The 14017-nt window shown below is 62.9% G+C and carries 18 protein-coding genes; 5 read left to right on the top strand and 13 right to left on the bottom strand.

The window, feature by feature from the left end; all coding sequences use genetic code 11:
• Positions 1-26: 26 nt before the first annotated feature.
• From ACVDG8_RS22165 to ybgC, 4 genes are all read right to left on the bottom strand, one after another.
• The gene (locus ACVDG8_RS22165; RefSeq protein WP_447256614.1) at positions 27-1181 is read right to left on the bottom strand and encodes a TonB family protein; all 1155 of its coding nucleotides are present in this window, start codon (positions 1179-1181) and stop codon (positions 27-29) included.
• Between the two features lie 7 nt (positions 1182-1188).
• Positions 1189-1647, bottom strand: coding sequence for a protein TolR (gene tolR, locus ACVDG8_RS22160; protein ID WP_447256613.1), 459 nt, complete (start codon positions 1645-1647; stop codon positions 1189-1191).
• Positions 1648-1656: 9 nt separating this feature from the next.
• Positions 1657-2367 carry a protein TolQ gene (tolQ, locus tag ACVDG8_RS22155; RefSeq protein WP_447256612.1) on the bottom strand — a complete coding sequence of 237 codons (711 nt, stop codon included), beginning with the start codon at positions 2365-2367 and terminating at the stop codon, positions 1657-1659.
• Between the two features lie 308 nt (positions 2368-2675).
• A complete protein-coding gene (ybgC, locus tag ACVDG8_RS22150; RefSeq protein ID WP_447256611.1) occupies positions 2676-3149 on the bottom strand; it encodes a tol-pal system-associated acyl-CoA thioesterase in 474 nt (157 codons plus the stop codon).
• 58 nt (positions 3150-3207) lie between these two features.
• On the opposite strand from ybgC, the gene ACVDG8_RS22145 reads away from it, so the two are divergent.
• Together ACVDG8_RS22145 and ACVDG8_RS22140 are read left to right on the top strand one after the other, a co-directional pair.
• Positions 3208-4461, top strand: a complete 1254-nt coding sequence (locus tag ACVDG8_RS22145; protein ID WP_447256610.1) for a glycoside hydrolase family 5 protein — start codon at positions 3208-3210, stop codon at positions 4459-4461.
• 42 nt (positions 4462-4503) lie between these two features.
• Positions 4504-5196 (top strand): glutathione S-transferase family protein, encoded by a 693-nt coding sequence (locus ACVDG8_RS22140; protein WP_447256609.1) that lies wholly within the window; start codon positions 4504-4506, stop codon positions 5194-5196.
• Positions 5197-5319: 123 nt separating this feature from the next.
• Here the strand turns inward: ACVDG8_RS22140 and ACVDG8_RS22135 are convergent, their stop codons facing one another.
• From ACVDG8_RS22135 to rcdA, 7 genes are all read right to left on the bottom strand, one after another.
• Complete coding sequence (locus ACVDG8_RS22135; protein WP_447256608.1) at positions 5320-6222, bottom strand: metallophosphoesterase; 903 nt, start codon at positions 6220-6222, stop codon at positions 5320-5322.
• 131 nt (positions 6223-6353) lie between these two features.
• Entirely contained in the window at positions 6354-7391 is a 1038-nt protein-coding gene (gene ruvB / locus ACVDG8_RS22130; RefSeq protein WP_447256607.1) for a Holliday junction branch migration DNA helicase RuvB, read from the bottom strand.
• A complete protein-coding gene (locus ACVDG8_RS22125) occupies positions 7388-7792 on the bottom strand; it encodes a PIN domain-containing protein (protein ID WP_447256606.1) in 405 nt (134 codons plus the stop codon). The genes ruvB and ACVDG8_RS22125 overlap by 4 nt, the downstream gene beginning before the upstream one ends.
• On the bottom strand, positions 7789-8073 hold the full coding sequence (locus tag ACVDG8_RS22120) for an AbrB/MazE/SpoVT family DNA-binding domain-containing protein (RefSeq protein WP_447256605.1): 285 nt from the start codon (positions 8071-8073) through the stop codon (positions 7789-7791). Before ACVDG8_RS22120 ends, ACVDG8_RS22125 begins: the two co-directional genes overlap by 4 nt.
• A 63-nt stretch (positions 8074-8136) precedes the next feature.
• Positions 8137-8757, bottom strand: coding sequence for a Holliday junction branch migration protein RuvA (gene ruvA, locus ACVDG8_RS22115; protein ID WP_447256604.1), 621 nt, complete (start codon positions 8755-8757; stop codon positions 8137-8139).
• A gap of 10 nt (positions 8758-8767) precedes the next feature.
• On the bottom strand, positions 8768-9277 hold the full coding sequence (gene ruvC / locus ACVDG8_RS22110) for a crossover junction endodeoxyribonuclease RuvC (protein ID WP_447256603.1): 510 nt from the start codon (positions 9275-9277) through the stop codon (positions 8768-8770).
• Positions 9278-9376: 99 nt separating this feature from the next.
• Positions 9377-9907 (bottom strand): protease adaptor protein RcdA, encoded by a 531-nt coding sequence (gene rcdA / locus ACVDG8_RS22105; protein WP_447256602.1) that lies wholly within the window; start codon positions 9905-9907, stop codon positions 9377-9379.
• A 492-nt stretch (positions 9908-10399) separates the two neighbouring features.
• On the opposite strand from rcdA, the gene ACVDG8_RS22100 reads away from it, so the two are divergent.
• Positions 10400-10951 carry a DUF2269 family protein gene (locus ACVDG8_RS22100; RefSeq protein WP_447256601.1) on the top strand — a complete coding sequence of 184 codons (552 nt, stop codon included), beginning with the start codon at positions 10400-10402 and terminating at the stop codon, positions 10949-10951.
• Between the two features lie 88 nt (positions 10952-11039).
• On the opposite strand, the gene ACVDG8_RS22095 is transcribed toward ACVDG8_RS22100, so the two are convergent.
• Positions 11040-11810 (bottom strand): sulfite exporter TauE/SafE family protein, encoded by a 771-nt coding sequence (locus ACVDG8_RS22095; protein ID WP_447256600.1) that lies wholly within the window; start codon positions 11808-11810, stop codon positions 11040-11042.
• Positions 11811-12045: 235 nt separating this feature from the next.
• Here ACVDG8_RS22095 and ACVDG8_RS22090 point away from each other — a divergent pair, with 235 nt between their 5' ends.
• A complete protein-coding gene (locus ACVDG8_RS22090) occupies positions 12046-12504 on the top strand; it encodes an N-acetyltransferase family protein (protein ID WP_447256599.1) in 459 nt (152 codons plus the stop codon).
• Between the two features lie 29 nt (positions 12505-12533).
• On the opposite strand, the gene ACVDG8_RS22085 is transcribed toward ACVDG8_RS22090, so the two are convergent.
• The gene (locus ACVDG8_RS22085; protein WP_447256598.1) at positions 12534-13262 is read right to left on the bottom strand and encodes a class I SAM-dependent methyltransferase; all 729 of its coding nucleotides are present in this window, start codon (positions 13260-13262) and stop codon (positions 12534-12536) included.
• A 312-nt stretch (positions 13263-13574) separates the two neighbouring features.
• Between ACVDG8_RS22085 and ACVDG8_RS22080 the strand changes: the two genes are divergently transcribed.
• Entirely contained in the window at positions 13575-13958 is a 384-nt protein-coding gene (locus tag ACVDG8_RS22080) for a hypothetical protein (protein WP_447256597.1), read from the top strand.
• The last annotated feature ends 59 nt before the right edge of the window (positions 13959-14017 follow it).

Raw genomic sequence — 14017 nt, 5'->3', positions numbered from 1 at the left:
TCTTGCTGATTTCTGGGATGCTCAGGCTAGAGACCAAGCATCGCTCTCGGATCAAAATTGACGCGAATGTCGGACCATATGTCTTGCTTTCCGGCGGGAACCTGCAGCCCGGCGACATCGCATTTCTGCACGGCGCGAACCGCGCTGGCGTCGAACTGGGGGTTGCCGCTGGACTTCTCAACGGTCGGGCGGCCCTCCAGCTTGCCGGAGGCATTCAGGTTGAAACGGATGACCACCGTGAAGTCCTCGGAACCTTCGAGGCCAACCGGAAGCGTCCAGCAACTACCGAGCTGATCTTCCAACGCCCCTTGCTCCGATTTCGACAGTTTCTGGCCTTGGTCCTTCGTGCCGCCGAGCGAGGCCTGCTGGGTCGAGCGCTTGGCGCCGCCGCCGGAAGGTTTCTGCTTATCGAGCAGGGCCGTTATCTCGTCGGCGTTGAACTGCTTCTCGTCCGACTTCGGCTTGGACGAGGCTTCCTTGACCGGCTTGTCGGCGTCCTTGCGATCCGGCGCCTTGGCGCTCTCGGCCTGAGCCGGCTGCGGCTTCGGGCGTGCTTCCGGCGCTGGTGCTGAGTCCGGCAACTTGGCCTCGTCCGTCGGCTGCTCCTGGGAAATCGCCTCAGCGACCGCGTCCGGCTTCACCGTTTCCTTCGGTATAGCGGCTGTCGTGTCTTTCGGCGGTGTCGGCGTCGGGTCCTTGGCCGGGGTCGGCTTTGGATCGGTCTGCTTCACCGGTTCGGGCTTGACCTCTTCCTTTGGCGTCGGCGTCGGCGCGACTTCCGTTGCCGGGATGGGCTTCGGCTTTTCCTGCGGCTTCGGCACATCCTCGACCGCCGGCTTCTCGGTCGGCGTCGGCGCCGGCGGCGGTGCTGCCGTCTTATCGACCGGCTTCGGCTTGGTCTCGTCCGTCACCGGCTTGTCTGTATCGACGGTGTTCTCGCCGACCTTCTGGGCGTTGGGCACGACATCCGGCCGTTTGGTCGGGAGCGGCGCCGGCTTCTCGTGCATCACCGACTTCTTGTCGCCCTGCAGCGTTTGCGCGACCGCCTCCATGGGCACGATATCGACCGCCACCGATTCCGTATCGGCGGCCGGCATGGACGGCGGCGACGACAGCGTGAACAGCCCGAAGGCTAGCGCCACCGTATGCAAGATCACCGATGAGGTAAGACCGGTGCGCATTTGCCGTCTACTGATCCTGTTCTTGCAGCGAGACCAGGCCGATATTTTTGTAACCGGCCGCCGAGATGCGGGCCATGACCTTCATGGCGGTGCCATAGTCGGTCGACTTGTCGCCGCGGATGAAGATGCGTTCGTCATAGCCGGTCTTCGAGATCGCCTGCAGCTTGGCCACCAGCTCTTCGATCGGGATTTCGGTTTCCTGCAGGAAGATTTTGCCGGCCGCGTCGATCGAAACGGTGATCGGTTGGGTGTCGACATTCATCGCCTTGGCCTGAGTGTCCGGCAGGTCGATCGGCACACCGACGGTCAGCAGCGGCGCCGCGACCATGAAGATGATCAACAGCACCAGCATCACGTCGACCATCGGCGTGACGTTGATTTCGGACATCAGGGCATGGTGACGGCCACGCCGCCTGTGGCCGCGCCCGCCTCGCCCCGTGCCGCCTCCGCTTACAGACATCCCCATGATCGTTCCTCAGGCCTTCTGCGCGACTTTTTCATCGATTTGGCGCGAGAGTATGGCGGAGAACTCATCCGCGAACCCCTCCATGCGCATGCCGATCTTGTTCGCGTCCGATGACAGCTTGTTGTAGGCGATGACCGCGGGGATGGCCGCCAGCAGGCCGATCGCGGTCGCCAGCAACGCCTCGGCGATGCCGGGCGCAACCACCGAAAGGCTGGTGTTCTTCGAGGCGGCGATCGCCTGGAACGACGTCATGATACCGATGACGGTGCCGAACAGACCGATGAAGGGTGCGGCCGAGCCGGTGGTGGCGAGGAAGCCGAGGCGCCCCTCCAGCTTCTCCATCTCGCGGGTCAGCGCCAGATCCATCGCCTTGTCGATACGGGTCTGCAGCGCCAGCGCCGATTTCGCGCCCTTTTCAAAACTCTTCTTCCACTCGCGCATGGCGGCGACGAAGATCGCGCCCATGCCGGTGGTCTTGCGGTCGGCGAGCGCGCGATAGAGATCTTCCAGCGACTGCCCCGACCAGAACACCTGCTCGAAGCGGTTGAGCGCCAGCCGCATGCGGCCATAGGCAACCAGCTTGTCGATGATGATCGCCCAGGTCCAGATCGAGGCGCCGAGCAAGCCGATCATGACCAGCTTGACCACCCAGCCGGCCTGCATGAACAGGGCCCAAATCGACAAATGCGCGCCCGGGTCGGCGAGTGGGATATTTTCCATGACTTAAGTCCTTAAGATTTTCCGGGCGTCGCTGGCGGCTGGCCCATGGGCATCCCTTTGGTCCGATCGCGCGAAGCTTTGAAGCTTGCGGAACAACCCCGAATGCACCGTTGTGCGGCCTTTTCGGGGCAAATATTGGTGAAAGGAAGGCGCGAGAATTGCGCCAATCTTCGCCAATTCCTTCATGAACCGTTATGGTTAAGGATGGGTTAGGATGTAGGGCGCGGCGCATTGCCGCGCTTGTACCGGCGGTCAGGGCCTGGAACCGTCCGGTTAATGCGCCGAAGATCGCGGGCGCGGGCGGTATATCAGCTCTTCGCCTTGAGCATGAAGGCTGTGATCCATTCCTTTGGAAAGCGCTTTGGACGCCCGCTTTCGCCGATGATCGCGGCTTCGACCTTCGCCTCGACCAGCACGTCTTGCCCGCGCTTCAATTGCTGCGCCATGAAGATGCGCGCGCCGGAGATGTCGTCGGTGCGCGTGTCGATGGTCAGGATATCGTCCATGCGCGCCGGCGCGCGGAAGTCGATCTCCATGCGCCGCACCACCCAAACGATACGCTCGCCATGCTTGCCCTCGGCCAACTCGGTGTGGTGGACACCGGCGAGCCGCAGGTAATCCGAGCGGCCGCGCTCGAGAAACTCCAGGTAACGGGCGTGGTAGACGACGCCGGAAAAATCGGTGTCGGCATAGTAGACCCGCGCCATCAGGCGATGGCCGAACTCAGTCAGCGCCCCGGAGAGCCCGGCGCTGAGCGCTGCCGATTCACCATGATCGTCCATCGCACTTTCCTTTTTCTGGCCGAACAGGCACCTAACCCGTGGCTTAGGTATTCTGTGCGTGGCACCGTTGGGCGCGATGATCAAGACCTTGATGACGGCGTTGCTGGCGCTTGCCGCTCTTACGCTGCCGACCGGCGCGGCAACGTTCTCGATGAAGCGCGGCCTCAATCTCGACCAGTGGGTAACCTGGCCAGCCGAGGACAAATGGGGCGATCGCCAGGCGATCCTGCCCTATCCGGAGTGGCGCAAATTCCTCAAGGAGGACGATCTCAAGGCGCTGAAGGAAGCAGGCTTCGACTTCCTGCGCATGCCGGTCGATCCCTCGCCCTTTCTCTCCGACCAGACAGCTTCCTTGCGCGACGACCTCTATGCCAGCGTGCTGGACTCGGCGCGCTTGATCAACCGCGCCGGCCTGAAGGTGATCGTCGACCTGCATCTGATCCCGGCCGGCGGCAACCGCAAGATCGGCATGGGGCAGGTGATGGACGACCCTGCGATCTTCGCGGCGTATGTCGAGATGGCGCGCAAGATGGCGCGGACGCTGGCCGAGGAGGATCCGAGGCAGGTTGCGCTCGAAGTGATGAACGAGCCGATTGTCGATTGCGACGATAACGGCACCAGCCTTTGGCCCGAGCGCCAGAAGCAGCTCTTCGCGGCCGCCCGCGCCTCGGCCACAAGGTTGACGCTGATCCTCACCGGCGGCTGTTATTCAAACGCTGCCTCGCTGGCGAAAATCGACCCCAAGGCGATCCCCGACGACAACATCATCTGGGCCTTCCACTCCTACGATCCGTTTCTTTTGACGCATCAGGGCGCGACCTGGGCCGGCGATTTCATTCCGTATGTCACCGGCCTGCCCTACCCGCTGACCGCCGTGCCACGCACCGAGTTGAACGTGGCACTGGATACGATCCGCGACCGCATCAAGGCCGAGGCGCCCTGGGCCAGGCAGAGCGTCCTGCTCGCCTATCTCGACGAGCAGGTGGCGACGATGGACAGCCCCGAGAGGCTGCTCGGCGTGATGGACGAACCGTTCAAGACGGTCGAAGCCTGGGCAAAAGCCAACGGCATCAAGCCGGAAAACATCACGCTCGGCGAGTTCGGCATGATCCGCAAGGAATATGGCAACGGCTTTGTCATGCCGGCCGCGTATCGCGCGGCCTATGTGCGCGACATGATCGCGCGCGCCGAGGCGCATGACTTCTCCTGGTCGGTGTGGAGTTACGGCGGCGCCTTCGGCATTGTCGACGCTTTCGATGGCGAGAAGGCTGAGCCCGACGTGATGGACGTGATCCGCCGACTTCCCCGTTGACCGCCAGCCGTGTTATTTCTCGTCCCCTTGGGGGACGGGATCATGCGCTCGCTGCTTTACACGACCGGGTCTCCTTTCGCGCGCGGCGTTCGTGTCGTGCTCGATGAAATCGGTCTCGACTACGAACGCCAGGAAGAAACGACCACGCCGTCCGCTGCCTCCCGCGCCGAATGGACGCCGGCGTTGCAGGTCCCGACATTCCGGGACGGCGATCTGACGCTGTGGGAAAGTGGCGTAATCGCCGAGTATCTGCTGGCCACCTATCCGCGGCGTGCCGGGCACGAACCGGCGCTGGCGCCTCTGATGTTTCGCGCGGGCTCGGAATGGTCCGACAAGGTCCTCTTCTCCTCGATCCAGACGCTCGGCATCTCGGCAACGACCATCAGCCAGATGCAATGGTCCGGGGTCAGGCATCACGGCAATTCGCATCTGACGCGGTGCGCCGAGCGTATCGGCCATCTGGTGGGGTGGCTGGAGCATCGGATCGACCGGCAAGGCGATGGATTTTTCGGCAAGGCCGTTTCGGTTCAGGACGTTTTCCTGACCTGCCATCTTCGCTTCATCGCCAATCGGCCGCTTGACCTCGATATCAAACTCGATCTTCATCCGAAGATTGGGGCACTTGTAGACAACATGGAAAACCGGCCCAGCTTCCGAAACAATCCGGTGCGCTGGTGGGAGCCTGGCATCACCGGCTACGAAGCTGACGGAAACCCTGTCCGCGCAGCCAGATAGTCACTCGAGCTTGCGGCTAGAGCAATTCCAGGAAAAGTGTGAGCGGTTTTCCGTCCGGAATTGCGTAAAAACAAAGAGTTAGAGCGGTTCGCCGTTTCCGTGAAACGGTGAAACGCTCTGGCGTTAGCCGAGATCGATCTGCAGGATCTCCGGCCGCATGCCGAAGCGCACCGGCGCGATGCTGAAGCCGAGCCCGCCCGACACGATCAGGTTGCGGTCGTTCTCCACGACATGGCCGTAGGCGTAGCGATTGCCATAGGCCGACGGCACCACCGGCGAATAGCCGAACAACCGCACCTGTCCGCCATGCGTGTGGCCCGACAGCGTCAGCGAAACCCGCCAGGGTACTTTCGGAAAAATATCCGGCTCATGCGCAAGCAGGATGATGGGAGCATTGTCGCCGACCTTGGCCAGCGTGCCGTCGAGGTCGTCGAGCCCGGTCATCCCGTAGCGGCCCTTGGCGTGGTCCGGCAGCAGCGCCAGCTGATCGGCAAGCCCGGCTATCCAGAAGCCTTGCCCATCCTTCTCCAGCCGCAAGGCATCGTTCTCGAGCACGCCGATGCCGACGGCTTCGAGCGCCTTGCGCGCCGCTGTCGGCCCGGCACCGGCTTCTTGAGCGAAAATATCATGCCACCAGTCGTGATTGCCGAGGATTGCCTGCACGCCGAGCGGCGCTTTAAGCCCGGACAGCGCGGAAGCCCAATCTTGCGTCGCCACTTGCCCCGTCACCAGACGCATCCCGGCAATATAGTCGCCCAGCAGCACGACCACATCCGGCTGCAGCGCATTGGCGTCCTCGACGAGCGAGGCGATGTGTTCCGGCGTCATCCAGGGCCGGCAGGCATGGATATCGGCCAGTGCCACGACACGCAGCTTGAGCCCTGCCGGCCAGTGCGGCGGCGTCAGCGCGTAGCGTTTCACATGGCTGAGCAGCATCGGCTCGATGCCGACGGCATAGGCGCCGAGCGCTGCCATCGACAGGAACGAGCCGCCCATGAGGCGCAGAAAGCCACGTCTGGTGATCATCGTTCGGCCCAAGCCCCTTGGGATTGCGTCAGGCTCGGCTTAGAGGCGTCAATTGTGCCCTCACCTAGGCCGAGGCGGGCAGATTTTGCGCAGACCTACCTGCGGAGGCGCGGCCGGCGAACAAATCTGCGTTACTCTTCCTGGAACAGGCTGATCTGCTGCTGGGCAAGGTCTTTCGGAGCGTCGAGGCCGAGATGGCGCCAGGCATTGGCGGTGAGCACGCGGCCGCGCGGCGTGCGCTGGATGAAACCCTGCTGGATCAGATAAGGCTCGATGATGTCTTCGATTGCGTCGCGCGGCTCCGAAAGCCCGGCCGCGATCGTCTCGATGCCGACAGGGCCGCCGCCGAAATTGCGGGCGATCATCGACAAATAGCGGCGGTCGAGCGCGTCGAGCCCGAGCCCGTCGACCTCCAGCCTGGTCAATGCCTCGTCGGCAATGCGTTTGTCGACATGGCCGTCGCCGGCAACCGAGGCAAAGTCACGCACGCGCCGCAGCAGGCGGCCGGCGATGCGCGGCGTGCCGCGCGCCCGGCGCGCGATCTCCAGCGCGCCATCGTCGCCGAGCGGCATTTGCAGGATGCGCGCGCCGCGCCGCACGATCTGCTCCAGCTCCTCGACGGTGTAGAAATTGAGCCGCACCGGAATGCCGAACCGGTCGCGCAGCGGATTGGTCAACAGCCCGAGCCGCGTCGTCGCCGCCACCAGCGTGAAGTGGGCGAGGTCGATCTTGACCGAGCGCGCCGCCGGCCCTTCGCCGATGATCAGGTCGAGCTGGAAATCCTCCATGGCAGGATAGAGGATTTCCTCCACCGCCGGATTGAGACGGTGGATTTCATCGATGAAAAGGACGTCGCGCTCCTCCAGATTGGTCAGCAGAGCCGCGAGATCGCCAGCCTTGGCGATGACCGGGCCGGAGGTCGAACGGAAATTGACGCCGAGCTCGCGCGCCATGATCTGCGCCAGCGTCGTCTTGCCGAGGCCGGGCGGACCGACGAACAGCACATGATCGAGCGCCTCGCCGCGACCCTTGGCGGCATCGACGAAAACTTTGAGATTGGCGCGCACCGCCGCCTGGCCGACGAACTCGTCGAGCGACTGCGGCCGCAAGGTCTGATCGGCATCCTCGCCGCGCTTGTCGGGAGCAATGAGACGAGGGGAAAGGCTCATGCGAGCAGCTCCATGCCGGCGATTGATTTGGCGGCACGCTGATCGAACGTAATCGTATGCGAGCACCCTAAATTTCGATTGTGCTCTGCAATCAAAGCGTCAGCAAAATCGACCTGTGGCGCGCTCGATCGTTCGAGCGCCACAACGATAGCATCGAAATCCTCGAACATCAGTGTCTTGATTTTCAGCAATCTTTGGATTGCCGCCTGCATCTGTTCCTTTGGCAACCTGTAACGAGAAATGAGCGACCAGCTGAATTCAACCAGCACCATCAGGCTAACAAAGCCGAGCTTGTCCTCGTTCAGGCTCTTGCCGAAGGCGAGGGCCTTTGCGCGCTGCTCAGCATCGTCGTTCAACACCATTCGAAGCAGAACGTTCGTGTCGATGCCGATCGATGTCACTCGCCGCCCTCTTGCCCACCATATGGCTTGTCCCCTGCCACGTGCCTGCCCACGGCATCTCGAACGGCGACGTCGATTTCTTCGAGAGAAGCGGGGCCGCCGGGAGGATCTCCTAGAAAGCCAGCGAGGTCTTCAAAATCGAGATTGCGCGGCGTTCCGACGAGATGGCCGTCAACGACCGTCCAAGCGATCATATCTCCAGCCTTCAGTGACAACGCTTCCCGAACATCTTTGGGAATGGTCAGCTGTCCTTTCGAGGTCAGATTGGCATACGCACCCATTTTCTTACTTTCCGATAAGTTTCTTACTCTTCATATGATAGTCGGAAATTAAGTTTACAGCAATTACCGCGCCAGTTCCTTCAGGCCGAAGCGGATCAGCTTCGAGGCATCCGCGCCTTCGCCGGCCGTCTTCAGCGCCGCGGAAACCGCGTTGGCGGCGATGTCGCGCGAATAGCCGAGATTGACCAGCGCCGAGACGGCATCGGTGATGGGCGCTGGCGCGACGCCTTCGCCGAGCTCCTGCTTGAGGCCGATCGTGCCGGTGGCGGTGCCGGCATAGGCGGGAGCCTTGGCCTTCAATTCCGTGACGATGCGCTCGGCCACCTTCTTGCCGACGCCCGGCGCTCTGGAGACCATGGCGATGTCGCGCAGCGCGATCGCATTGGCGAGGTCGGCCGGCGCCAGCGTCGACAGGATCGCCAGCGCCACCTTGGCGCCGACGCCCTGCACATTGCTCATCAGCAGGCGAAACCATTCGCGCTCCAGCGCCGACTGGAAGCCGTAGAGCCGGATCATGTCCTCGCGGACATAGGTCTCGATGAACAGCACCACCGCCTCGCCCGGCGACGGTAGCGTGGCCAGCGTGCGCGCCGAGCAATAGGCGACATAGCCGACGCCATGCACGTCGACGACGCAGGAGTCCTCGTCGATCTCGTCCAGCGTGCCCTTCAGCTTGCCGATCATGAGCGTCCCCTCACGCCAGCGCCGCCAGCCGGTAGGCGACGCTCTGACGGTGATGTGCGTGGCAGATGGCGATGGCCAATGCGTCCGCGGCGTCGTCGCCGCTGAAGACCGCTTTCGGCATCAGCACCTTGAGCATCATATGGATCTGCTTCTTTTCGCCATGACCGACGCCGATGACCGCTTTCTTGACGGCATTGGGGGCGTATTCGGCGACCACCAGCCCGGCGCGCGCCGGCACCAGCATGGCGATGCCGCGCGCCTGGCCGAGCTTCAACGTCGCCGTCGCATCCTTGTTGACGAAAGTCTGTTCGACCGCGGCTTCATGCGGCATCTCCTGATGCAGCACTTCGGCCAGCCCGTCATGCAACTGGCAAAGCCTTGTCGCCAGCGACGCCTTGTCGTCCGACCGCACAGTGCCGGACGCGATGAAACGCAACGAATTGCCGAGGCTGTCGATGATGCCCCAGCCGGTGCGCCTCAGGCCCGGATCGATACCGATGATGCGAATCGCTTCCCCCATGCGCCAAGTCTAACCTTGGCGCACAGCGATGCCAGCGAAATGTGAACAAACCAGAAACGAGGGCCCAGAGCCGCCTTGGCTTCTGGATCAAGCAGCCAGTCAGCCGCGAGCGAAGGCTGTATTGAGCAGCGATATCTGATCGGAAACCGGATTGGCGCGGCGAACGGGCGAATGCGTATCGGGCATGGTGCCGCCATAGATCTCTTCGTCCATGCGGCGCACCAGCGACTGCAGGCGCAGTGAGCGGGTCACGAGCTCGAGGAAATCCTTCGGCAACTCGTTCCAGCCGAGCGCCTCGTCATGCGCCGACGCGGTGTCGAGGCGCACCTTGGATTTCTCCGACGCAACCTGGTCCCGGGTCATTTCGCCGGAATTGGCCGCGCGCTGCAGGAGCAGCCAGGACGCGACCTGCATCAGACGGGTGGTCAGCCGCATCGATTCAGCCGCGTAAAGCGTCGCCGCCGTGCGCGACAGTTTCTTGGCCTCGAGCCTGCCCTTGCCGTCGAGATACTCGGCCGCCTGCTCGACCAGGCCCATGCCCTCCTGGTAGAGGGGCTTGAAGGATTGGGAGAAAACCCGGCGCTCCGCCAGTTTGATGGTTTTGGCGATGCCCTTCGAAGGCTCGTTCATCGATATGCCCCTGCACTGCCGCAAGCCGATTCGGCAATACTTACCGATACCGACCGCACCCTAAATGACTGAGGCTTGAAAATGCGCTTCGACGCCCATGAAGGCAAGCGCATGTTTAACAAACGGTTAACGGCGGCGCGGGTCCCCTGTCCCGCCTGGGGACAAAAAAAGAGCCGCGGATAAGGCGGCTCTCAGGAGTTTAACAGGGAGGCGTCAAACAAAGTGGCTCCAACCACTCGGTAAGAATCCAGCAAAACTGGATGCACATAGTAAACGCCTGTAAAGCTTAATGAACCCTTAACGGCGCATGGATTTTTTAATCGAACTGGCCGCCGTTGTATGCCCGCGGGCTCGAACCAATCGCTGACCAAGGGCCAGAAACAGCAACCCGTCCTTCGCGGCATCAAGCGGAAACACTTCCCACGCAAAACCCCGCTCCTCCCAAGCCGCTGCGGATTGGCACTGCCTCAAAAAAACATCCAGGAGCAAACCATGGACTGGTACTCGATCGTCAAATTCCTTCACATCGTCTCGGCCACCCTGTGGGTCGGCGGCGGCTTCGTCCTGTTCCTGCTCTGCGTGCTCGCCGAGCGCGCCGGCAACATCGATGACAAGCTGCAGGCGATACGCGCCAGCGGCCAGCTCGGCGGCAAGTTCTTCGCGCCGCTGTCAATGCTCACGCTGATCTTCGGCCTGCTCATGTGCGGCTTCTGGGTCGGCTTTTCCGAACTGTGGATCGTCATCGGCCTCGTCGGCTACGCCACGACCTTCTCGATCGGCATGTTCATCTTCAAGCCGACCGGCGAGCGCATGGGCGCCATGATCGTCAAGGACGGCGTGACGCCGGCCGTGCTCGGCACGGGCCAGCGCATGATGAACTGGGCGCGCCTCGATTATGCGGTGATGCTGGCGATCATCGCCGACATGGTGCTGAAGCCGACCTTGCATGACATCGGCATTCTCGCCGGCATGGCGATGGTGATCGCACTCGGCGCCGCGCTCGCCTTCGGCGGCAGCCGTCAGCTGGTGCCAAGCGCCGCCTGATAACGGCAGACATGGGCGGCCATGTGCCGCCCACGCTTAGGCGGGTTGAGATTCAGGTCAGGCCGGCATCACCTGAATATCAATACGCCTACATCAGGCCGGCAATGCCGTCCCAGAGCAGTTTGACGGCGACCACCGCAACGGTTGCGTAGGTAAAGGGATAAAAAACCTCCGGCCGCATGCGGCGCACCAGCCAGGCGCCGGCGATGGTGGAGAGCGGCGCCAGCGGCATCAGCACGGCGGAGGCTGTTAGGTTTGCGGTGTCGAACTGGCCGAGCGCGAAATAGGGGATCAGCTTCAGCGCATTGGTCGCGGCAAAGAAGACTGCCGCCGTCCCCGACAGCACTTTCGGGTCGAGCCGGATCGGCAGCGCGTAGACCTGGAAGGGCGGACCGCCGACATGGGCGACGAAGCTGGTGAAGCCGGCGACAATGCCCCAGAAGGCGGCAGCTATGCGGTTCGGCGCCGCCGCATGGTCGGCGCCGTGGCGGAATTGCAGGTAGATCCAGCGGGCGACGAAGATCAGCGCGACCGCGCCGACAATCAGCCGCACCATTTCCTCTGTGACAAGAGCCGCCGTCAGCCAGCCGAGGCCGATGCCGATGACGGCGCCCGGCATCATGTCGACCAGCATCTTGCGGTCGTAGACACCCCACCACGTCCACACCGAAACGATGTCCATCAGGCACAGGATGGGCAGCAGGATCGCGGCCGCCTGCACAGGCGGAATGGCCAGCGCCATCAGCGGCACACCGACGAAGCCGACGGCGCCGCCGAAGCCGCCCTTCGACAGGCCGACGAGGATGACCGCCGGAATGGCGGCGGCATAGAACCACGGATCGCTGAGCAGGCCTGACATTGGGGGGTTTGAAAAAACCTGATATTGGGGAGGGTTTGAAAACCTGACGTTGGGAAGGTTTGAAAAGCAGACGTTGGGAAGGTTCGAAAGGCGGGAGCCGAGCCATAGCGCGCAATGCAGCCGGTGGGATAGTCACGAATGCCGGCATCGGCTATTGCCGGCCCAAATCGGCAAACCGGTCTCACCGCGACGAGGACGCCAGCAGACCGGGTCGCGATCGATGAGGTGTGAAAAAATGAGCGTCATCAGCATTCGCCGTGCCCGCGAAGCCGATATCCCGGCCATTGTCGCAATGCTGGCCGACGACGAGCTCGGCCGCGCCCGCGAGGACGCCGGCACGCCACTGGCGCAGGCCTATCTGGACGCCTTCGCGCAGATCGACGCCGACCCGAACCAGCTGCTGGCGGTGATGACGGATGGTGACGATGTCATCGGCACCTTGCAGATCAGCTTTCTCACCGGCCTGTCGTTGCGCGGCGCCCGGCGCGGACAGATCGAGGCCGTGCGTGTCGCGGCGCATCGGCGCAGCGAAGGGCTCGGGCAGCGCCTGTTCGAATGGGCGATCGAGACGTGCCGCGAGCGCGGTTGCCGGGTCGCCCAGCTGACGACCGACAAGAGCCGGCTCGATGCGCACCGCTTCTATGATCGGCTCGGCTTCAAGGCCAGCCACATCGGCTACAAGCTCAAGCTTTAGGGCAATTCCAGACCTGCGGCCGACCGTTACTATCGCCGCGCCTGGACCAGCAGGAACATCGGCCGCTCGAGCTCTTCGGCCAGTTCCGGCCTGGCGGCGATCTGCGCCTGGGTCGGGCAGAATTCCTCCACATGTCCAATGACGAATCCGGCCTCGATCAGGAGATTCAAGGTTGTCCCGATGGTGCGGTGATGCTTCACCACGCCCTTGGCGAACCAGTCGGTGGAGCGCGGCCCCTCGACGAGATATCGGTCGACGGGCCACGTCTTGCGGCCGGCGGCGTCGATGGACCAGCCCGGATGGGTTGGAGCCATGTAGATCGGGTGCTCCGTCGAGAACACGAAGGTGCCGCCGGGAACCAGCGCTTGGTGGACCGTGCCAAACAACCGCGCGGCATCGCTGACATAGTGCAAGGCGAGCGAACTGTAGGCGAGGTCGAAACGCGCCTTTGGCAGGCTGAGTTCGTCGAGATCGGCGCGATCATAGGTGATCGCGGCGTCGGTGCCTTCGGCGCGGGCCCGCGCAAGCATCTTTTCCGACAGGTCGAGGCCGAGCACGTCCCTGGCTCCATGCGCCCGCGCCCAGCGGCAGAACCAGCCGAACCCGCAGCCGAGATCGACGATGCGCAGGCCACCGACATCCGGCAGCATCGCGCGCAGCGCCGGCCATTCAGGCGCTCCGTCCAGGCCGTCGACCGAACGGTCGAGGCGGCTATAGCCTTCGAAGAAATCGGCTTGGTCGTAGATGTTCTGTGCCATGTGTCTGCCCTGCCGTCACGCCTGCTCCATAGATTGGATGCCATGCGCGTATAGCAACCGGGAGCCGAATATTTGTATTGTCGTCAAAACATCACCCATGCGATGAATGACCCTGCGGAAGGGTGGGCGATAGCGGTGGAAAATGTCTCGTTTCAAGGTCGGCTGTTGCCGCATGAACGCATTTTGTGGAGCGGCACGCCCACGCAGGGATTGCTTCTCTCGAGCCGCGACCTGTTCCTGATCCCTTTCAGCCTGCTTTGGTGCGGCTTCGCGATTTTCTGGACCTACTCCGCAACGAGACAAGGAGCACCGTTGTTCTTTGACGCCTGGGGCGCGATGTTCGTCTGCATCGGGTTCTTCATGGTCTTCGGCAGGTTCATGGTCGATGCATGGCTGAGGCGGCGCATCTATTATGCCGTCACGAATGAACGCATCCTGATCATGCGGCTGGCCCCTTCCGCCAATTTCACGTCGATCGACCTCGACCGCATTCCCGATGTTCAGTTGACAGGCGAAACGGCGACAAGAGGCACTTTACGCTTCGGGGCGGCTGCGTCGGGCTATCCATTCTCCGGATCGTCGAGGATGACCGGATGGTTTCCAGCTCTCGATCCGGTCCCGCAGTTCATCGGCATCCAGGACCCGCGGCGCGTGTTTGACCTTGTCATGAAGACCAGGCGCGACGACACACGTTAAGAACGATCCACGCCGCTGCGCCGGCCCGCCTGTTCAAGCGGACGCCTTTGCTCTATGCC

The organism is Mesorhizobium sp. ORM8.1, assembly GCF_053005525.2.
Note: the sequence above shows the minus strand (reverse complement) of the source record. Positions and strands in the feature narration are given on the sequence as shown.